General features: G+C 74.0%; 12 protein-coding genes. 8 read left to right on the top strand and 4 right to left on the bottom strand.

The window, feature by feature from the left end; translation table 11 throughout:
- Positions 1 to 325 precede the first annotated feature (325 nt).
- The 6 genes from ligA (at position 326) to ACWD6N_RS25375 (ending at position 11293) form a co-directional block, all read left to right on the top strand.
- Positions 326 to 2461 (top strand): NAD-dependent DNA ligase LigA, encoded by a 2136-nt coding sequence (ligA, locus tag ACWD6N_RS25400; protein WP_354967015.1) that lies wholly within the window; start codon positions 326 to 328, stop codon positions 2459 to 2461.
- A 148-nt stretch (positions 2462 to 2609) separates the two neighbouring features.
- Positions 2610 to 5249, top strand: a complete 2640-nt coding sequence (locus tag ACWD6N_RS25395; RefSeq protein ID WP_354967014.1) for an EAL domain-containing protein — start codon at positions 2610 to 2612, stop codon at positions 5247 to 5249.
- Between the two features lie 170 nt (positions 5250 to 5419).
- A complete protein-coding gene (gene gatC, locus ACWD6N_RS25390; RefSeq protein WP_354967013.1) occupies positions 5420 to 5725 on the top strand; it encodes an Asp-tRNA(Asn)/Glu-tRNA(Gln) amidotransferase subunit GatC in 306 nt (101 codons plus the stop codon).
- Between the two features lie 76 nt (positions 5726 to 5801).
- Positions 5802 to 7277, top strand: a complete 1476-nt coding sequence (gatA, locus tag ACWD6N_RS25385) for an Asp-tRNA(Asn)/Glu-tRNA(Gln) amidotransferase subunit GatA (RefSeq protein WP_354967012.1) — start codon at positions 5802 to 5804, stop codon at positions 7275 to 7277.
- A 13-nt stretch (positions 7278 to 7290) separates the two neighbouring features.
- The gene (gene gatB / locus ACWD6N_RS25380) at positions 7291 to 8790 is read left to right on the top strand and encodes an Asp-tRNA(Asn)/Glu-tRNA(Gln) amidotransferase subunit GatB (protein ID WP_354967011.1); all 1500 of its coding nucleotides are present in this window, start codon (positions 7291 to 7293) and stop codon (positions 8788 to 8790) included.
- 145 nt (positions 8791 to 8935) lie between these two features.
- Positions 8936 to 11293 (top strand): transketolase-like TK C-terminal-containing protein, encoded by a 2358-nt coding sequence (locus ACWD6N_RS25375; RefSeq protein WP_450005199.1) that lies wholly within the window; start codon positions 8936 to 8938, stop codon positions 11291 to 11293.
- A 27-nt stretch (positions 11294 to 11320) separates the two neighbouring features.
- On the opposite strand, the gene ACWD6N_RS25370 is transcribed toward ACWD6N_RS25375, so the two are convergent.
- The 3 genes from ACWD6N_RS25370 to ACWD6N_RS25360 form a co-directional block, all read right to left on the bottom strand.
- Complete coding sequence (locus ACWD6N_RS25370; RefSeq protein WP_354967009.1) at positions 11321 to 12889, bottom strand: metallophosphoesterase; 1569 nt, start codon at positions 12887 to 12889, stop codon at positions 11321 to 11323.
- Between the two features lie 61 nt (positions 12890 to 12950).
- Positions 12951 to 14123, bottom strand: a complete 1173-nt coding sequence (locus tag ACWD6N_RS25365; protein ID WP_354967008.1) for a PQQ-dependent sugar dehydrogenase — start codon at positions 14121 to 14123, stop codon at positions 12951 to 12953.
- A gap of 63 nt (positions 14124 to 14186) precedes the next feature.
- Complete coding sequence (locus tag ACWD6N_RS25360; protein WP_354967007.1) at positions 14187 to 16022, bottom strand: SpoIIE family protein phosphatase; 1836 nt, start codon at positions 16020 to 16022, stop codon at positions 14187 to 14189.
- 174 nt (positions 16023 to 16196) lie between these two features.
- On the opposite strand from ACWD6N_RS25360, the gene ACWD6N_RS25355 reads away from it, so the two are divergent.
- Positions 16197 to 17123, top strand: a complete 927-nt coding sequence (locus tag ACWD6N_RS25355) for a 2-hydroxyacid dehydrogenase (protein ID WP_387326942.1) — start codon at positions 16197 to 16199, stop codon at positions 17121 to 17123.
- A 9-nt stretch (positions 17124 to 17132) separates the two neighbouring features.
- On the opposite strand, the gene ACWD6N_RS25350 is transcribed toward ACWD6N_RS25355, so the two are convergent.
- The gene (locus tag ACWD6N_RS25350; RefSeq protein ID WP_354967005.1) at positions 17133 to 17510 is read right to left on the bottom strand and encodes a PH domain-containing protein; all 378 of its coding nucleotides are present in this window, start codon (positions 17508 to 17510) and stop codon (positions 17133 to 17135) included.
- A gap of 217 nt (positions 17511 to 17727) precedes the next feature.
- Here ACWD6N_RS25350 and ACWD6N_RS25345 point away from each other — a divergent pair, with 217 nt between their 5' ends.
- Complete coding sequence (locus tag ACWD6N_RS25345; protein WP_450005198.1) at positions 17728 to 20280, top strand: EAL domain-containing protein; 2553 nt, start codon at positions 17728 to 17730, stop codon at positions 20278 to 20280.
- Positions 20281 to 20282: the final 2 nt, after the last annotated feature.

The following is a 20282-nucleotide window of genomic DNA, read 5'->3' as shown; positions in this document are numbered from 1 at the left end:
TTCTGGGGCCCCGGCCCGGCCGGCTGCCCGGGCGCCGGCTCGCCACCCGGTGCCGCCAGGCGCTCCACGCCCAACCGGCCGCCACCGCCAGCAGGATCGCCACCGCCCAGAGCAGGGCCTCGGGCATCGCCACCTCCGCCGTCGTCCGGAGGCCCACCGGCCCCCGTCGTCCGGCGATCCTCGCATGCCGATCACCGCGGCGCGCGCCGCCGATCGTGATCGCGAGAACGCGGTGCGTGGGTGGGCGACTGTTTGTCCCACCGGGCGGATACCGTGCCGGAGTAGCGTGATCAGGGAGGTCGCAGGCGTGTCCGAAGGTGGCGGTGTGTCTGAGGAGCAGATCGGTCAGCAGGTCAGCCCGGCGCAGGAGGCGGCGGCCGGCGTCGAGCCGACGCCGCATGCGCGGGAACGGCACGCCACGCTCAGCCGCGAGCTGACCGAACATCAGTACCGCTACTACGTGCTGGACGCGCCGATCATCGCGGACGCCGAGTTCGACCGGCAGCTGCGCGAGCTGGAGGCGCTGGAGGACGAGTTCCCGGCACTGCGCACACCGGATTCGCCGACCCAACGGGTCGGTGGCACGTTCTCCACCGACTTCACCCCGGTCACCCACGCCGAGCGGATGCTCTCTCTGGACAACGCCTTCGCCGACGAGGAGCTGGCGGCCTGGGCCGAGCGGGTCGAGCGGGACGCCGGCGGCCCGGTGCCCTACCTGTGTGAGCTGAAGGTCGACGGGCTGGCGATCAACCTGACCTACGAGGCCGGCCGGCTGGTTCGGGCGGCCACCCGCGGTGACGGCCGCACCGGCGAGGACGTCACCGCCAACGTGCGCAGCATCCGTGGCGTGCCCGGCCAGCTCACCCCGTCCGCCGAGTTCCCGGAGATTCCCGAGCTGCTGGAGGTCCGGGGCGAGATCTACTTCCCGATCGCCGCGTTCGCCGACCTCAACGCGGGCCTGGTGGAGCAGGGCAAGGCGCCCTTCGCCAATCCCCGCAACGCCGCCGCCGGCAGCCTGCGCCAGAAGGATCCACGGGTCACCGCGTCACGGCCGCTGCGCCTGGTGGTGCACGGCATCGGCGCCCGCCGTGGTTTCCAGCCCACCGCGCAGTCCGAGTCGTACGCGGCGCTCAAGGCGTGGGGCCTGCCGACCAGTGACCGGTGGCGGGTGGTGCCGGATCTGGCCGGCGTGGCCGAATACATCGCCTACTACGCCGAGCACCGGCACGACGTCGAGCACGAGATCGACGGAGTGGTGGTCAAGGTCGATCCGGTGTCCATCCAGGGCCGGCTCGGGTCGACCAGCCGCGCCCCGCGCTGGGCGATCGCCTTCAAGTACCCGCCGGAGGAGGTCACCACCAAGCTGCTCGACATCGACGTCAACGTGGGGCGCACCGGGCGGGTCACCCCGTTCGCCGTTCTCGAACCGGTGCGGGTGGCCGGCTCCACCGTCGCGCTCGCCACCCTGCACAACGCCCGTGAGGTGGAGCGCAAGGGTGTGCTGATCGGCGACACGGTGGTGCTGCGCAAGGCCGGCGACGTGATTCCCGAGGTGCTCGGCCCGGTTGTCGACCTGCGCCCCGCCGACGCCCGGCCGTTCGTCATGCCGACCACCTGCCCGGCCTGCGGCACCCCGCTCGCGCCGGCCAAGGAGGGCGACATCGACATCCGCTGCCCCAACACCCGCAGCTGCCCCGCCCAGCTACGCGAACGGGTGTTCCACCTCGCCGGTCGCGGCGGGTTCGACATCGAGGTGCTCGGCTACAAGGGCGCGGCGGCTCTGCTGGACGCGGAGATCATCGCCGACGAGGGGGACCTCTTCCAGCTCGACGCCGAGCAGCTGTCCCGGTCCCCGTTCTTCGTCAACAAGGACGGCAGCCTGGGCAGCAACGCGGTCAAGCTGCTGGACAATCTGGCGGTCGCCCGGGAACGCGACCTGTGGCGGGTGCTGGTGGCGCTCTCCATCCGGCACGTCGGCCCGACGGCGGCCCAGGCGCTCGCCAGGCACTTCCGCTCCATGGAGGCCATCGACGCGGCCAGCGAGGAGGAGCTCTCCTCGGTCGACGGGGTCGGTCCGACGATCGCGGCCAGCATCCGGGAGTGGTTCGCCGTGGACTGGCACCGCGACGTGGTCCGCAAGTGGGCCGAGGCGGGCGTACGGATGGCCGAGGAGGCGGGCGACGAGGGGCCGCGCCCGTTGGAGGGGCTGACCGTGGTGGTGACCGGCACGCTCGCCAGCTTCTCCCGGGACCAGGCCGCCGAGGCCGTGCAGAGCAGGGGCGGCAAGGTCAGTGGCTCGGTCTCCAAGAAGACGAGCTTCGTGGTCGTGGGCGACAACCCGGGGTCCAAGGCCGACAAGGCGGCCAGCCTCAAGGTGCCGGTACTCGACGAGGACGGGTTCCGGGTGCTGCTGGACGCGGGTCCGGACGCGGCACGGGACGTCGCCCGGCTGGAGAGCTGACCGGCTCCGGCGTCCGCTGGCCGCGCATACCAACTTAATTACGACTACGACCGATTCGTGACTGTCATACCGGGAAACCCGGGGCTGAGGGCGTTTCATTGGGTCACGGGCGTGCACACGGCACGCCAGTCGTCGCTCGGGAGGTGTGATGGAGGTCGCCGACCCGCGAAACTCCGTCCCGCCCGGACGGGTGGCGCCGTTCACCGCCTTCATCGTCAGCATCCTGGTGGTCGCCGTGTTGGCCGCCGCCGGTCCACTCGCGACACTCCCGGCCGAGCTGTCCCGGCTGCCGGTGGCGTTCTGGACGATGGCCGCGCTCGCGCTGGTCTGCGACGCCCGCCCGTTCGTGCATCCGGGCCGCCGGCAGTCCTCCGCGGTCTTCCCGTCCACCTGTTTCACCTTCGCGATCCTGCTCGGCTGGGGGCTCGGCCCGGCGGTGGCCGTGCAGGCGGCGGGCGTGGTCGTCTCCGGCTGGCGGATGCGGCACGCCGCGTGGCGGACGGCGTTCAACGTCGGCCAGTACGCCTGCGCCCTCGCCGCCGCGTACGGCGTCCTCCAGCTCGGGCCGGGCATCGTCTTCTCCGGCGGCCGGCTGCACTGGACCGACGTGGTCGCCGTCGGCGGCGCCACGCTGGCCTGGTTCGTGGTCAACTACGGGCTGGTGAGCTGGGCGGTACGGCTGCGCTTCGGCGACCGGTGGTGGCCCACGGTCCGGCAGGGCCTCGGTTTCGAACTGCTCTCCACGGGCTCGCTCCTGCTGCTCGCCCCGGTGCTGGTGGCCGCCGCGCGGGTCAGCGCGGCGCTGATCCCGCTGGTGCTGGTGCCGCTCTTCGCCGTGTACCGGATGGCCCGGCTGACCGTCGAGCAGCAGCACCTCGCCGCTGCGGACCCGCTCACCGGGCTGCCCAACCGCAAGGCGCTCCTGGCCGAGGTGGCCGAGCAGGTGCACCTGCACGCCGAGCGGACCGCGCGCGGCGAACCTGACGGGCACCTGGCGCTGCTGCTGATCGACCTGGACCGCTTCAAGAACGTCAACGACGCGCTCGGGCACGCCGTGGGCGACCGGCTGCTCGTCGAGGTCAGCGCCCGGCTCACCGATGTGGAGCCCCGCCCGCAGATGATCGCCCGGCTCGGCGGGGACGAGTTCGCCATCGTGATGACCGGGCTGACCGACGCGAGTCAGGCGCGTGACCTGGCCGACCGGGTGGTCGGGGCGCTGGCCGAGCCGGTGCCGCTGGACGGGCTGCCGCTGGATGTGGGTGGCTCGATCGGGATCGCTCTCTTCCCCGAGCACGGCGAGGACTTCGCCACCCTGATGCGCCACGCCGACGTGGCCATGTACGACGCCAAGCACCGCAACGACACGGTCGCCGTCTACGCCCCGGAGTCCGATCACAACTCCGCCGAGCGGCTCGGCCTGCTCGCCGATCTGCGCCGGGTACTGGAGTCCGGCCCGTCGGTCGACGACCCGCTGGACGCCGAGCCGGCGGGACCCGCACGGCCGACGGGGACGGCCGACGGGGACGGCCGGGATGCGGGGCTGACCGAGCCGGATGGCGCCGAGCGGCCGGTCGACGTACCCCTCGGCGCGGCGGCGGAGGTGCGCGGCGGGGATGGTGCGGCGCTGCCCAGCGGTGACCTGCACCCCGCCGAGGCGGCGTCGCACGCGGGCGCGTCGCCGGTGGTCGCCGGGGCCCCGCCGGCCGGCGGCCGGTGGTGGGGTCGCCGCCGGCGGCCGGGCACCGAGCTGATGCACGCCGACGAGCTGATCAACCGGATCGCCACCGGCGCCGACCCGATCCGTGGCCGGAACACCCGGGCCACGGTCACCGGCACCCGCCCGGACCGGGGCCGGCGTGCCGGCGGGCACGGGCGGCGATCGCCGAACGGCGCGCCCGCGCTGGCCGGCGGCGGCGCCGGCCCGCGACGCGACGTCGGGCCGGGCACCCCGGACGAGCCGCCCGGGTCGACCGGGTGGGCACACTCCGACGCCGAACCGGCCGACGACGCTGGCGAGATCACCATGTATTACCAGCCGCAGATCGCCATCGCCACCGGCGAGGTGGTCGGCGTCGAGGCCCTGCTGCGCTGGCGGCACCCACGGCGGGGGATGGTCGACCCGGAGGAGCTGATCCGGGTCGCCGAGCAGAGCGCGGTGATGCGACTGCTCACCCGCCGGGTCGTCGACGACGTGGTGGAGCAGCTCGCCAAGTGGTCGGCGGCCGGCATCGGGCTGCGGGCGGCACTGAACGTGAGCGTGCGTGACCTGCACACCGGCGAGATCGCCGACCAGATCGCCGACCGGCTGACCCGCTACGGGGTGCCGGCCGAGCGGCTGCAACTGGAGATCACCGAGGGTGCTTTGATGGCCGACCCGCGCCGGGTGCTGGCCACCATCTCCCGGCTGCACCGCATCGGGGTGGCCATCGCGCTGGACGACTTCGGCACCGGCTACTCGTCCCTCCAGCACCTGCGCCGGCTGCCGCTGTCCGAGGTGAAGGTGGACCGCTCGTTCGTGCTGGGCATGGCCGACGACGCCGACGACGCGGCGATCGTCCGGTCGATGATCGAGCTGGCCGGCGCGCTGGGGCTGCGGGTGGTCGCCGAGGGCGTGGAGGACGAGCGGACCTGGCGGATGCTGCACGCCGCCGGCTGCGACGCCGCGCAGGGCTGGTTCTACGCCCGACCGATGCCCGCCGAGGAACTGGTCACCTGGCTGGCCCGGTACCGGCCGGTCCGTCCGAGCGGCGGCCCGGAGCCGGACGCCGGCCGTCGTCCCACCCGCTGACCCACCCGCTGACCCGCCCGCCGATCCGACGCGAGAGGCTGGCGGAGGGGGAGTCGTGGACGCGGCACCGGAGCGGAACAATAGACTCGCTCCGGTCACCGCGCGTCACGCTCCACCCGTCGCGCGATCGGCACACCGCCCGACCAGCAGGACATCAGAAGGGGGCACGGATGGCCGCCATCTCCCGCGAGGAGGTCGCGCACCTGGCGCGCCTGTCGCGGCTCGCCGTCACCGAGGAGGAGCTGGACATCTTCGCCGGCCAGCTCGACGTGATCCTCCAGGCGGTCGCCCAGGTCGGCGAGGTCGCCGCGGCGGACATCCCGCCGACGTCGCATTCGGTGCCGCTGACCAACATCTTCCGCGAGGACGTCGTCACGCCGTGTCTGACCCCGCAGGAGGTGCTGTCGGGCGCGCCCGACGCCGAGGACCAGCGGTTCCGCGTACCGCGGATCCTGAGCGAGGATGTGGCCTCATGAGTGAGCGCCAGCGAGCGAATCAGCAGTGCAGCGCGGTGGTGCCTCATGGCGTCACGGAGCGAAGCGGAGTGACGGCATGAGCGATCTGACCAGAATGACCGCGGTGGAGATCGCCGCCCTGGTCGCTGGCGGCGAGGCCTCCGCCGTCGAGGTGACCCGGGCCCACCTGGACCGGATCGCCGCGGTCGACGACCGGGTGCACGCCTTCCTGCACGTGGACACCGACGGCGCGCTGGCCACCGCCCGCGCCGTGGACGAGCGTCGGGCGGCCGGCGAGGAGTTGGGCCCGCTGGCCGGCGTGCCGGTCGCGGTGAAGGACGTGCTCGCCACCCGGGGCGTGCCGACCACCGTGGGCTCGAAGATCCTGGAGGGCTGGCGCCCGCCGTACGACGCGACGATCGTGCAGCGGCTGCGCGAGGCCGGCACGGTGATGCTCGGCAAGACGAACATGGACGAGTTCGCGATGGGCTCCTCCACCGAATACTCGGCGTACGGCCCGACGCACAACCCGTGGGACCTCAGCCGGATCCCGGGCGGCTCGGGTGGCGGCAGCGCCGCCGCGCTGGCCGCGTACGAGGCGCCGCTGGCCATCGGCTCGGACACCGGCGGCTCGATCCGCCAGCCCGGCGCGGTCACCGGCACCGTCGGCGTGAAGCCCACCTACGGCGGCACGTCCCGCTACGGGCTGGTCGCCTTCTCCTCGTCGCTGGACACGCCCGGCCCCTGCGCCCGTACGGTGCTCGACGCGGCCCTGCTGCACCAGGTGATCGGTGGGCACGACCCGCGCGACTCCACCTCGATCCCGCAGCCGGTGCCGGACGTGGTGGCCGCGGCGAAGCTCGGCGCGACCGGTGACCTGACCGGCGTGCGGCTCGGCATCGTCAGCGAGTTCGTCGGCGAGGGCCCCGCGCCGGGCGTGATGGCCGCGTTCCGCGAGGCGGTGGACGCCCTCGCGAAGCTGGGTGCGGAGATCGTCGAGGTGTCCTGCCCGACGTTCGCCTACGCGCTGCCCGCGTACTACCTGATCGCCCCGAGCGAGTGCTCCTCCAACCTGGCCCGGTTCGACGGCGTCCGGTTCGGCCTGCGGGTCGGCGACGACGGCAACCGGTCGCTGGAGGAGGTCATGTCGCTGACCCGGGAGGCCGGCTTCGGCCCGGAGGTCAAGCGCCGCATCATGATCGGCACGTACGCCCTGTCGTCGGGTTACTACGACGCCTACTACGGGCAGGCGCAGAAGGTCCGGACGCTGATCACCCGGGACTTCACCGCCGCGTTCGAGCAGGTCGACGCACTGATCTCGCCGACCACCCCGTCCGTGGCGTTCCCGATGGGCGCACGCACCGGCGACCCGTACCAGATGTACCTGGCCGACCTGTTCACCATCCCGAGCAACCTGTACGGCGGGCCGGGCATCTCGGTGCCCTGCGGCCTCTCCGAGGGGCTGCCCGTCGGCCTGCAGGTGATGGCCCCGACGTTGGCCGACGACCGGATGTACCGGGTCGCCGCCGCGCTGGAGTCCGCGGTCGGCACGTTCACCCCACCGGCACTGTGAGGCAGGAGCCCAGATGACGACGACGCTGCCCGCGTACGACGAGGTCGTCGCGCGCTACGAACCGGTGATCGGCCTGGAGACCCACGTCGAGCTGGGCACGAACACCAAGATGTTCTGCGGCTGCCCGACCGACTTCGGTGGCGAGCCGAACACCCGGGTCTGCCCGGTCTGCCTGGGCCTGCCCGGGTCGCTGCCGGTGGCCAACAAGGCGGCCATCGAGGCGATCATCCGGATCGGTCTGGCGCTGAACTGCTCCATCGCGGAGTGGTGCCGGTTCGCCCGGAAGAACTACTTCTACCCGGACATGCCGAAGAACTTCCAGATCAGCCAGTACGACGAGCCGATCTGCGTCGACGGCTACCTGGACGTCGAGGTCAACGGCGAGACGGTGCGGATCGAGATCGAGCGGGTGCACCTGGAGGAGGACACCGGCAAGACGCTGCACGTCGGCGGCGCCACCGGTCGCATCCAGGGCGCGACCGAGTCGCTGGTCGACTACAACCGGGCCGGCATTCCGCTGGTCGAGATCGTCACCAAGCCCATTCCGGGCACCGGCGCGCTCGCTCCCGACGTGGCCCGGGCGTACGTCACCGAGCTGCGGGACGTGATCCGCACCCTCGGCGTCTCGGACGTGCGGATGGAGGAGGGTTCGCTGCGCTGTGACGTGAACACCTCGCTCAACCTGCCGGGGCAGGAGTGGGGCACCCGCACCGAGACCAAGAACGTCAACTCGCTGCGGTCGGTGGAGCGGGCGGTCCGCTCGGAGATGCTGCGGCAGGCCTCGGTGCTGGACGCCGGCGGCCGGATCACGCAGGAGACCCGGCACTTCCACGAGGACACCGGCGACACCACGCCGGGGCGTTCCAAGGAGACCGCGACCGACTACCGGTACTTCCCGGAGCCGGACCTGGTGCCGATCGCCCCGGACCCGGCCTGGGTCGCCGAGCTCAAGGCCGCCCTGCCGGAGCTGCCCCGGGTGCACCGGCGCCGACTCCAGGAGCAGTGGGGGCTGTCCGACCTGGACATGCAGTCGGTGCTGAACGCCGGCGCGGTCGAGCTGATCGAGGCGACCGTCGCCGCCGGCACCACGCCGGCCGCCGCCCGTAAGTGGTGGCTCGGTGAGCTGTCCCGCCGGGCCAACGAGAGCGGCCGGGAGCTGGCCGACATCGGCGCCACCCCTGCCCAGGTCGCCGAGTTGCAGGGCCTGGTAGACGCCGGGAAGCTCAACGACAAGATGGCGCGCGCGGTGCTGGAGGGCGTGGTCGACGGCGAGGGTTCGCCCACCGAGATCATGACCAACCGCGGCCTGGAGGTCGTGTCGGACACCGGCGCGCTCACCGCCGCCGTGGACGAGGCGATCGCCGCCAACCCCGGCATCGCCGACAAGATCCGCAGCGGCAAGGTCGCCGCGGCCGGCGCGCTGGTCGGCGCGGTCATGAAGACCACGCGCGGTCAGGCCGACGCGAAGACCGTCCGCGAGCTGGTCCTGGAGCGCCTCGGCGTCCAAAGCTGAACGATGGAAGGAAGGGCACCTTCTTAACGCCTCGTGCATAGGAAGGGGCCCTTCCTAACATCTCACCCCGCGCCGGGCGCCGGGCGGCGTGAACCCCGCACACCCCTCGCGAGGGCGTCAACGGCGACGCCCGGATGGAGTCACCGTGAACCAGCACGACCTCGATGTCCTCGACGTGATCCAGCGGCGGGTGCTCTGGCTCGCCACCCGGATCGTGGACGCCGCCAACCACGACCGGGCAACCGGCGACGGGGTGAAGGTCGGCGGGCACCAGGCGTCCAGCGCGTCACTGGTCACCGCGATGACCGCGCTCTGGTTCGCGCACCTGGACGCCGAGGACCGGGTGGCGGTCAAGCCGCACGCCTCCCCGGTGTTCCACGCCATCCAGTACCTGCTGGGCAACCTGGACCGCTCGTACCTGCCGCGGCTGCGGGCCCGTGGCGGCCTCCAGTCGTACCCGTCGCGCACCAAGGACCCCGACGAGGTGGACTTCTCCACCGGCTCGGTCGGCCTCGGCGCGGCGGCCCCGCTCTTCGCCGCCGCCACCCGGCGCTACGTCGACGCGCACTTCGGCGCCCGCCCGCACTCCCGGTTCGTCGCGCTGATCGGTGACGCGGAGCTGGACGAGGGCAACATCTGGGAGGCGGTCGCCGACCCCGCCACCACCGGTCTGGGCAACGTCATGTGGCTGGTCGACTTCAACCGCCAGTCGCTGGACCGGGTGGTGCCCGGCATCCGGATCAACCAGTGGCGCGGCCAGTTCGAGGCTGCCGGTTGGCACGTCGTGGAGGTCAAGTACGGCCGCCGGCTCGCTGAGGCGTACGCCCGGCCGGGCGGCGAGGCGCTGCGCGACTGGATCGACGCGATGCCCAACGAGCAGTACCAGTCGCTGTTCGGGCTGGCCGGCCCGGCACTGCGCAAGCAGTTCCTGGACGGCGCGCCGGCTGAGGTGGGCACCATCGTGGAGGGCATCGGCGACGAGGAGATGGGCCCGCTCGTCACCGACCTCGGCGGGCACGACCTGGAGGCGATGCTCGACGCGTACGCCCAGTGTGACGCAGTCACCGACCGGCCCAGCGTCGTCTTCGCGTACACGGTCAAGGGGTGGGGGTTGCCCCTCGCCGGCAACCCGCGCAACCATTCGGCGCTGCTCAGCACCGAGCAGGTCGACGCGTTGCGCGCCGCGCAGGGCCTGACCCGGGAGACCGAGTGGGACCGCATCGACCCGGCGTCACCCGCCGGCATCCGGGCCGGCGCTCGCCGGGAGGCGCTGTCCCGCGCGCCCCGCGAGCGGGCGCTGGGGGTCACCGTTCCGGAGAGCACGGGAGTACGCGCCAACAAGCCGATCTCCACACAGGAGGTCTTCGGCCGGGTGCTGGTGGACCTGGCCCGGGACCGGGAGGTCGGCCGTTACCTGGTGACGACGGCACCGGACGTGGCCACCTCCACCAACCTCGCCGGGTTCATCAACAAGACCGGGGTGTTCGCCCCCACCGAGCAGCGTTCCTGGACCGAGGACCGGATGCTGCGCTGGACCGAGAGCCCCGCAGGGCAGCACATCGAGCTGGGCATCTCGGAGATGAACCTGTTCCTGCTGCTCGGCCAGCTCGGTCTGTCGTGGGACCTGTCCGGGCAGCCGCTGCTGCCGGTGGGCACGGTCTACGACCCGTTCGTGCTGCGCGGCCTGGACGCGTTCCTGTACGGCACCTACTCCGGCTCCCGGTTCGTGGTCGCCGGCACCCCGTCGGGCATCACGCTGGCCCCGGAGGGTGGCGCCCACCAGTCCACCATCACCGCCTCCGTCGGGCTGGAGCTGCCCGGGGTGACCTTCCTGGAGCCGGCGTACGCGACCAGCCTGGACTGGCTGCTCTGCGACGCGCTCGGGCAGATCGCCGGCGGGTCGGCCCCGGCCGCGACCGCCGCGCCGGCCGAGGACGGGGCGTACTACTTCCGGCTGAGCACCCGGCCGCTGGAGCAGGCGCCGTTCGAGGCGGCCCGGGCCCGGCTCGGCGACGCGGTGCTGCGCCGGCAGGTGGTGGCCGGGGCGTACCGGCTGGTCGACGCTCACCAGGCGTACCCGCACCTGGCCGACGCCCCGGTGGTGCAGCTGGCCGCCTCCGGCGCGGTGCTGCCCGAGGTGCTGGCCGCCGCCGCGGAGCTGGCCGAGGAGGGCGTCGCCGGGCACGTGGTGGACGTGACCTCGCTGGATCGGCTCTACCGCGCCTGGCAGCGCACGCTGCGCCAGGGCGTGCGCACGGCGACGGTGCCGAGCGTCCCGGGCGCGCTGCGGTCGGCGTTCGCCGACCGGGTGCCGGTGGTGACCGTGCACGACGCCGCGTCGCACGCGATGGCGTGGCTCGGCTCGGCGCTCGGCGCGCCGGCGGTGCCGCTCGGGGTGGACGAGTTCGGCCAGTCCGGCAGCGTGGCCGAGCTGTACGAGTTGCACGACCTGCTGCCCGGCAGCATCGTCAACGCCGCCCTGGCCGCCATCGCCCTGCGCTGAACCCCGAGGTCACGCTCCGGCCCGTGCTCAGCGGGTCGGGGTGGGGGTGACCGAGGGGGACGGCCCGGCGGTCGGGCCGTCCACCACGTGCCGTTCCAGGTTGACCTGGGCCTGCCCGGTGCCGCCGACGGTGATGTCGTCGTACGCCTGGAGCATCTTCTGCTGATCGAAGTAGAGCACGCTCATCGACAGCGGGGTCGGCTTCTCACCCTCCAGGCCGCGTAGCCCGGCGCCGCCGGTGGAGCCCTCCACCATCAGCGTGGTGGGCTGCTGCCCGGGGGCCTGGGGCAGCTTGGAGACCTGCCGGGCGTGGGTGTGCCCGGCCAGCACCAGCGGGCAGGTGCCGGCGAGCGGACCGGCCGAGGCCGGGTCGTGCACCAGCGCGATGTTCACCGGCCGCGGTGAGCGGCGCACCGTGGTGGCGAGCTGCTCGCCGGCTCCGATCACCTGGTCGGCCACCTGCTGGGTGAGCCCGCTGCCGGCTGGGGAGGTGTTCTTGTCCGGGGTGAAGCGCGGGTCGCCGATGCCGGCGATGGTCAGCCCGGCGACGGTGGTCGTCGTGTTGTTCAGCACGATCGCGTTCGGTTGGCGGGCCACCGCGGCGCCGGTCCGGCCGGAGTCGTGGTTGCCCCGGATGAAGACGTACGGCTTCTTCAGCAGGCCGATCGAGCCGACGAAGGACGCCTCCGGCTCGCTGCCCCAGTCGGTGATGTCCCCGGTGTCGATCACCACGTCGATGTCGAACTGCTCCACCACCGTCCGGATCAGCTGCCAGCCGGTCGGGTTGAGGTGCATGTCGGAGACGTGCAGCACCCGGGTGGTGCCCGGGGCCGGCTCGTACACCGGCAGCGCCGACACCGTGGTGTAGAGCTGGCTGACGTTGCCGACGATGCGTTGCAGCTGCTCGGCGTACTTGGTGTAGTCGTTGGCGATGCGGCGGGCGTCACCGACGATGGCCGGCGCGTTGACCAGCAGCCCCTCGTAGCGCGGCTCCTCGATCGCCTGCGGGCGCAGGGTGGCCGCCGCTGTGCCGAGGCTGCCGGCGGTGACCAGCAGCGCCAGCCCGCCCGCCCAGGCGGTGCGTCGTACGTCGCGGAAGGCCAGCCCGGCCAGGATCAGGGTGACCAGCACCGCCGAGGCGAGGGTCCGCAGGCCGAGTCGCATCACCCCGGACCGGACGTCCTCGACGGCGCTCTGGCTGGCCCGGCTGATGCTCGCCGGGTCGTCGAGCAGCGCCTCGGTGCGCCCCTGGTCCAGTGCGCCCAGTCGCACGGTGAGGTGCGTCGGCCCGTCGTGGCTGTCGAGCAGCAGCGCGCCGAGCGGCGGTACGTCGACGGTGGTGCCGCCCGCGCTGGCGGGGGTGAGGGTGAGGTTGGCCCGGAACGGCCCGATGTCGGTGTCCACCCGACCGCCGGCGAGCACCCCGAGCACCGCTCCGGCCAGGGCCACGGCGAGCACGGCGAGGATGACACCGGTGCGGCGTACGGGGCCGGGCCGGTTGGCCGACCGACCCACCGACCGGCGCGGCGCGGCGTCGGTCACCGGCTCGTCCCGGTCGCCGGTGCCGTCGTGCTGGTCGTCGTGCTGCCCGTCCATGCTGAGAGTCTGACCTGCCCGTCGGAGGATCTTGGCGAACCTGACCGGATGGTGACGCGAATCAGCTGCGGCCGCCGTCGCCGCCGGCGAAGACCACCCGCAGGAGACGGTCGTCGTCGGCCGCCGGGTCGCCCCGCCCGTCGTGGTTGGAGGTGCTCACCCAGAGTGACCCGTCTGGCGCGGCGGCCACCGCTCGCAGCCGGCCGTACCGGTTGGTGAGCAACTCGCTGGGCTGACCGAGCAGCGTGCCGGTGTCGGTCAGCTCCATCACCCAGAGTCGCTTGCCGCGCAGGCAGCCGGTGACCAGTAGTTGGTCGGTGGCGGCCAGACCGGAGCAGGACGCGTCCGAGGTCGCCCACTGGCTGATCGGGTCCGTGTACCGCTTGTCGCCGGCCCGCCCCTCGACCTGCGGCCAGCCGTAGTTGCCACCCTTGGTGATCTGGTTGATCTCGTCCCAGGTGTTCTGGCCGAACTCGACGGCGTACATCCGTTTGGCGGCGTCCCAGGCGAAGCCCTGCACGTTTCGGTGCCCGAGGGACCAGACCGGGGAGCCGGGGTACGGATTGCCCGCGGCGGGCTTGCCGTCCGGGGTGATCCGCAGGATCTTGCCGCCGAGGCTCTTCACGTCCTGCGAATTCGGGCGCTGCCCGGCGTCGCCCGTGCTGACGTAGAGCTGCCCGTCTGGGCCGAAGCCGAGCCCGCCGCCGTTGTGCACGTTGGCCTTCGGGATGCCGGTGAGGATCGAGGTGGGCTGCCCGCCGAGTCGCAACCGGACGACCCGGTTGTCCTGCTCGGCGGTGTAGTAGACGAACACCGTCCGGTCCCGCTCGTAGCCGGGGGAGACGGCGATGCCCAGGAGGCCGCCCTCGCCGGCCGCCGCGACGTCGGTGATGGTCTGCACGACCCGGACCCGCAGCCCGTCCGGCCCGGACTCGGGGCCGACCTGGAGGATCCGACCGCTGTCCCGCTCGGTGACCAGCGCCCCGCCGTCCGGGAGGAAGGCGATGGCCCAGGGCACCCGCAGCCCCTTGGCGAGCACGGTCGCCACCGCCTGCTGGCCGGCGGCGCCGGGGCTCGCCGACGTCGATGGGGTCGGCAGGTTGGGCGGCTCACCGGCCGGGTCCGGCTCCGGCTCGCCGAAACTGCAACCGGCGGTGAGGAGCAGTGCCGCGCAGGACGCCGCGAGGGCCGCCCGGAAGCGGCGGGTGCGGAAGTACGGGGGACGGACGCTCACCCGGCCCAGGGTAGCCCGAAGGCCGGCCCGGCCGGGCCCGACGGGATCCGACCGGCGGTGCCGTCAGCCCGGGTGGCCCGCTCCGCGTGCCCGTGCGGCCAGCAGCGCGGTGTCGTCCTCACGGTGCCGGATCGAGGTGAGCAGCAGGTCGCACAGGTCGTCGAGGGGCAGCGTGTCGGTGCCGGTCAGCCGGGTCACCAGCTCGGCCAGCCCGTCGTCGATCGGCCGGTCCCGCCGTTCGATCAGCCCGTCGGTGTAGAGCAGGAGGGTGTCGCCGGAGGCCAGGCTGGTCGACCGGCTGGTTCGCCGCGACGGGCGAGCCAGGCCGAGCAGCGGCTCCGGCGGCGCTTCGAGGATCTCCACCGCCCCGCCGGCGCGGACGAGCAGGGCCGGCGGGTGCCCGGCGTTGCACCACGTCATCTCCCGGGTGCCGGAGTGCTCGGGGCAGATCCGGACCAGCGTCGCGGTGGCCGGAATCGGCAGCCGCAGGCCGCGCATCGTGCCGTCCAGGTGGGTCATCAGTTCGCCGACCGTGTCCGGCCGGCCGAACGCGTTGCCGCGCACCAGGTTGCGCAGCTGACCCATCGTCGCCGCCGCCTCGATGTCGTGCCCGGCGACGTCCCCGATCGCGACGATCAGATCCCCGTCGGGCTGGACGAAGGCGTCGTACCAGTCGCCGCCCACCTCCACCCGGTCGGCCGCCGGCTGGTAGCGGGCCGCCAGCTCCAGCTCCGGTACGACCGGCAGCCGCGGCAGCATGCTGTGCTGGAGGACCTCGGCGACGTGCCGCTGTTCGCCGTACATCGAGCTGTTGCCGATCGCCTGCCCGGCCCGGCGGCCGATGTCGACCGCGGTGAGCAGGTCGCGGTCGTCGAACTGCTGGCGTCTGGGGTCGTTGACGAGGGTGATCGCGCCCAGCACGGTTCCGCCGGCGGCCCGCACCGGCACGGTCAGGTAGGAGGCGATGCCCAGGCGGTCGGCGATCGACGCCATCTCCGGGTTCGTGGTCCCCCGCGTCACGTCGGCCAGCGACGCCACGCCACCGAGTCGGGGCTGACCGGTCCGCAGCACCGCCCGGATGATCGACTCCGGGCTCAGCCCGGTACGCAGCAGCGTGGCGAAGCGGTCGATGTCCGCCGCGCGGGCCGGATCGCGGTGCACCGCGACCACCTCGCGGGGCAGGCCGGTCGGCCCGACCAGGGTGAGCAGGCACCAGTCGGCGAGCAGCGGCACCATGGTGGCGGCGAGCCGGCGCAACGCGGTGCCCACGTCCAGCGTGCCGGCCAGCGTCTCGCTCACCCCGGCGAGCAGTTCCAGCCGCTCGTGCGCCTGCACGACCCGCCGGCGGTCCTCCTTCGCGCCGTCCAGGGCGATCCGCAGCCGCAGTTCGGACGAGCAGGCGGCGGCCAGGTCGGCCAGCGTCCGCAGCTGCCCGGCGGTCCACACCCGCGGTTTGCTGTCGATGGCGCAGAGCGAGCCGAGCACCCGGCCGGAGAGGTCGGTCAGCGGCATCCCCGCGTACGCGACCACGCCGAGGTCGTCGATTGCCAGGTTGTCCCGTACCCGGGGGTAGAGCCGGGCGTCCGGCAGCACCATGGGCACCTCGATGTCCACCACGTGCTGGCAGAACGAGTGGCTCAACGGGGTGTGCCGGCGCTCCGCCCACGGATCCGGCAACCCGACCGCGCCCGGGAAGAACTGCCGGTCGGCGGTGACCAGGGAGACCAGCGCGACCGGGACGTCCAACAGGTCGCTGACCAGCCGGGCGAACCGTTCGAACGCCTCGTCCGGGGTGGCGCTCAGCCCGGTGTCGGCGAGCGCTCGCAACCGTGCCGGGTCGCTGAGCGCCGCGGGTGGGGCGATCACGCGCCGGGGGCGGGCGGGGGAGCCGTCGGTCATCGCGAACCTGTCTGCCGGGGTGGAGGCCGAACTGGGCTCCGAGCCTTCGTTATACCTCGCGCGCGCCCGGGTCTAACATCGCTGTGCCGAGGCTCGCTAACCCCCCGGCGCCACCCCCCCCGTTTGCCGCCGTGCCCGCACCCGCCGCCGCGGCGGCGGCTATCGTCGGCGGACGTGAAGGTATGGATCCCGCACCAGGTCGGCCTGAACCTCATCGGCGAGCTGCCCCCGGACGTGACGGTGGAGGTCGTCGAGCACGCCGACCGGCTGCCCTCGGCGGTGGCCGACGTGCGGTTCTGGGTGCCGCCGTTCCTGGCCGGTTCGGACGCGACGGCTCTGCTGCACGAGCTGCCCGATCTGGCGGCCGTGCAGCTGCTCTCCGCCGGGGCGGACGCCTGGGTCGGCCGGATGCCGCCCGGCGTCACGCTGTGCGACGCCCGGGGCGTGCACGACCCGTCCACCGCCGAGTGGGTCGTCACCGCGATCCTGGCCCAGTTGCGGGCGTTCCCGGTCTTCGTCCGGGCGCAGGCCGACCGGCGGTGGGCGTTCCAGGAGGCCGCCCCGACCGACGAGCTGACCGGCAAGCGGGTGCTCATCGTCGGGGCCGGGTCGATCGGCACCGCGGTACGGGACCGGCTCGCCCCGTTCCAGGTGAGCTTCACCCTGGTCGCGCGGACCGCGCGGCCCGGGCAGGGGGTGCACGGCGTCGACGAGCTGCCCGGGCTGCTGCCCGAGGCCGACGTGGTGGTGGTGCTGGTGCCGCTCACCGACCAGACCCGCGGCCTTATCGACAAGGAGTTTCTCGCCGCGATGCCGGACGGGGCGCTGCTGGTCAACGCGGCCCGGGGGCCGGTGGCCCGTACCGACGCGCTCGTCGCCGAGCTGGGCACCGGCCGGATCTCGGCGGCGCTGGACGTCAGCGACCCGGAACCGCTGCCCGCCGACTCTCCGCTCTGGACGATGCCGAACGTGCTGCTCACCCCGCACGTGGCCGGGTCGGTGCGGGGGCTGCTGCCGCGGGCCTACCGGCTGGTCGGCGATCAGGTGCGGCGGTTCGCCGCCGGCCAGCCGCTGATCAACACGGTGGTCGACGGGTACTGACGGGGGGTCTCAGCCGGCCGCGTCGGGCAGAGGCTGGCCGGTGGCGGCGACCAGGCGGGGCAGGTCCGCGCCGCGTACCGCCGGCAGGACGACCTGCTGGCCGTCGTCGAGCCGGGCGACCGCCCGCCCGCGCGGGTCGGTGGCCAGCTCGACGACCCGGTCCCAGCCGATCCGGCGCTGCCCGGCCAGCGCCCGCAGGCGCAGCTCCCGGGCGTCGGCGTCGGTGCCGGCCCGCCAGGCCCACACCGCGACGGCGAGCGGGACGAGCAGCACCGGCAGCAGGTACGCCCGGGCGTTGGCCAGCGGCAGTGCGCCGATGAAGGCGATGACCGAGGCCACCAGGATGGCTTGGTTGTACCGGAAGCGGACGGTGTCGGGCGTACTCACCCTCTGATGATCCCACCACCGGCCGGTCCGGCTCGCGGCGGGCGGTGCCCGGCCAGCCCGTCAGGCCGTACAGTGACACGGGTCACTGGCTCCTTCGGGTGATCGACCCATAACCGATCTGGCCGCCGTTCGTTCTCGATTGTTGGGCAGCGGACCGCAACGTCCGGTCGCCCACACCGCCGCACCGCCCCCGTGCCCCCTCACGAAGGCGACCGCCGTGCTCCTCGCGTACCCGTTCCGCCTCCTCGTCCCCCGCCGGGCGGCGCCGGAGGCCGCCGTCTCCGCGGCGGTGGCGCTGCTCGTCCTCGCCGGTGCCGCTGACCTGGTCCCGACCTCGGTGGTGATCGCGCTGGCCGGTGGCGCGGGTGCCACGCTCGCCGGGGTGCGGCTCTCCCGGCTGGCGACCCGCCGCCCCGCCGACGCGTCGCCCACCCCGGCGTCGCCCACCGAGCTGTCGCCCGCCCAGCTGACGCCCGCCGACCCGTCGACCGCCGAACCCTGGCGCGCCGACCCACCGCTTGGCGGGCCGACCGCAGCCCATCCCGCTGCCGGGATGCCCCCGCAGGGCGTGGGGGCGTCCTGCGGGGTGCCGGCGGCACGTGCGGCCGGGCGAGCCACCAGGCGGCGTGCGGCCCGGCGTGCGGCGGGCGTACTGCTCGACGCGGCGGTGGTGGCGGCCGGGCTCACCGCCGCCGTGCTGCCGCTGGCCGCCACCGGGCACCGGACCGCCACGCTGACCGGATTGCTGGTCTCGGCCGTCCTGTCCACGGCCGGACTGCGCCGGCTCCCCGGCCGGGCGCGGCCACCGGTCCGGGTCCGGCTGCGTCACCTGATCGAGGCGACCGGCCCGGCGGTGGGGCTGGCCCTCGCCGCCTGGCTGCTGCTGCCCCGCGACATCCTGCCGCTGCCCGGCCGGCTCGTCGCCGCCCTGGGGCTCGGCGGGCTGGGCATGGCCGCGCTCAGTGCGTTCACCGGCCCGCATCGGCGCTCGGGCGCCGCCATCTGCCGCGGTGGCGTTCTGCTCACCCTGGCCGGGCTGGCGCTGCTGGCGACCCTGCCGCCCGCGCCGGCCGGTCGGGCGGCACTGCTGGCCGTACCGCCGCTGGTGCTCGGAATGCTGCTCACCGCGCTCGGCGCGGGCGACGCGACGGATTCGGGCGGTGTGCAGCTGGCGGCGGGTGAGCACGTGTCCGCCTGGCCCCGGTCGGTGCTCCCGGCGGCGTTGCTGCTGCTGGCGGCGGGTCTGCACCTGGGCGCCGGCCGTTCACCGGACCGGATGAGCGTGCTGCTGGCCGTGGCCGCGGTGCCGCCACTGGTGCTGCGTGAGCTGCTGCGCTCCGGTGACGCGGCCACCCCCGACCGCCGTGCCGCACACCGCCGGCGTGCCGGCCGCGCCGTCCGGCACCGCCGCGCGACCCGCTGGCTCGGCGGGCCGGACGACGGGCCGGCCACCTCGAACGGCGCCGGCTCGACCTGGCCGCCCGACGGCGAGGTGTCGTGGTCGGCGCTCAGCCCCCGGTCCGTGTCGGCTGGCGACGGTCCCTGCAACCGGGCTGCCCTGCTGGATGCCCTCGCCTCGATCGGCGACGTGCCGGCGCCGGCCGGCGCGCTGCTGCTGGTCGACCTGCACGGCGCGGACGGAATCGGCCCGGCGGCCAGGGAGGACCTGCTGGCCGAGGCGGTCCGCCGGGCCCGCGCGGTCGTCGCCCCCGGTGACCTGGTCGCCGGCTGCGCGGGTGCCGGCTTCGCGGTGGTCACCGCCGCCGGCCCGGTTGTGGCGTACGCGTTGGGTACCCGACTGCTGACCGCGCTCACCCCGCCCTACCGGCTGGCCGGGACGGTGCTGCGGGTGCAGGCGAGCATCGGGCTGGCCGAGGTGAGCGGCGCCGGGCCGGCGGACGTGCTCCGCCAGGCCGAGCTGGCCCGGCGGCGGGCCGTGCAGCTGGGCCGGGACCGGGTCGAGTGGTACGACGCGTTCCTCGAGGAGCAGCTCGTCCGCCGGCTCGACCTGGAACGTGAGCTGCCGGGTGCGGTGGCGCGCGGCGAGCTGGATCTGGTCTACCAGCCGGTGCTCGACCTGGCCAGCCGGCAGCCGGTGGGTGCCGAGGCGCTGCTGCGCTGGCGCAGCCCGGCGCTCGGCACGGTGCTCCCGGCCGAGCTGCTGCCGGTCGCGGAGGACCTGGACCTGGTCGGCGAGCTGGAGTGGTGGGTGCTGGACCGGGCCTGCCGCCAGTTGGCCGACTGGTCGGCGGGCACCCGCGAGCTGTGGATGGCGGTCAACGTCACCACCCGGGAGTTGACCACACCCGACTTCGTGCAGCGTGCCGCGGCCGTACTGGCCGCGTACGGGGTGTCGCCGGAGCGGCTGGTGGTGGAGGTGGCCGAGCCGAGGGTCGCCGCCGACCTGCCGACCGTTGTGGCCCGGCTGGCCGGCCTGCGGTCGCTGGGCGTGCGCACCGCGCTGGACGACTTCCGGGCCGAACACGCCTCGCTGGCCCAGTTGCGCCGGCTGCCGATCGACCTGCTCAAGGTAGGCCCGGAGCTGGTAGGCGCCCGACCGGACGGGCAGCCGCCGCTGATCGACGTGGTGGTCAACGTCGGCGAGCGGCTGGGGGTCGAGATCGTCGCCGAGGAGTTGGAGTCACCGGGCCAGGTCGAGGGGGTGCACCGGGCCGGCTGCCGGTACGGGCAGGGCTTCGCGCTGGCCCGCCCGGCGACCGCGGAGCGGGTCGAGGCGTACTTCGAGGAGTTTCCCTCGGCGTCCCGCTGACG

Source organism: Micromonospora sp. NPDC005163 (assembly GCF_053599835.1).
Note: the sequence above shows the minus strand (reverse complement) of the source record. Positions and strands in the feature narration are given on the sequence as shown.

Coding starts and splice junctions, on each gene's coding strand:
- ACWD6N_RS25395 (WP_354967014.1), top strand. CDS start 2,610: ATGGAGGTCGCCGACCCGCGAAACTCCGTCCCGCCCGGACGGGTGGCG.
- gatC (WP_354967013.1), top strand. CDS start 5,420: ATGGCCGCCATCTCCCGCGAGGAGGTCGCGCACCTGGCGCGCCTGTCG.
- gatA (WP_354967012.1), top strand. CDS start 5,802: ATGAGCGATCTGACCAGAATGACCGCGGTGGAGATCGCCGCCCTGGTC.
- gatB (WP_354967011.1), top strand. CDS start 7,291: ATGACGACGACGCTGCCCGCGTACGACGAGGTCGTCGCGCGCTACGAA.
- ACWD6N_RS25370 (WP_354967009.1), bottom strand. CDS start 12,889: ATGGACGGGCAGCACGACGACCAGCACGACGGCACCGGCGACCGGGAC.
- ACWD6N_RS25360 (WP_354967007.1), bottom strand. CDS start 16,022: ATGACCGACGGCTCCCCCGCCCGCCCCCGGCGCGTGATCGCCCCACCC.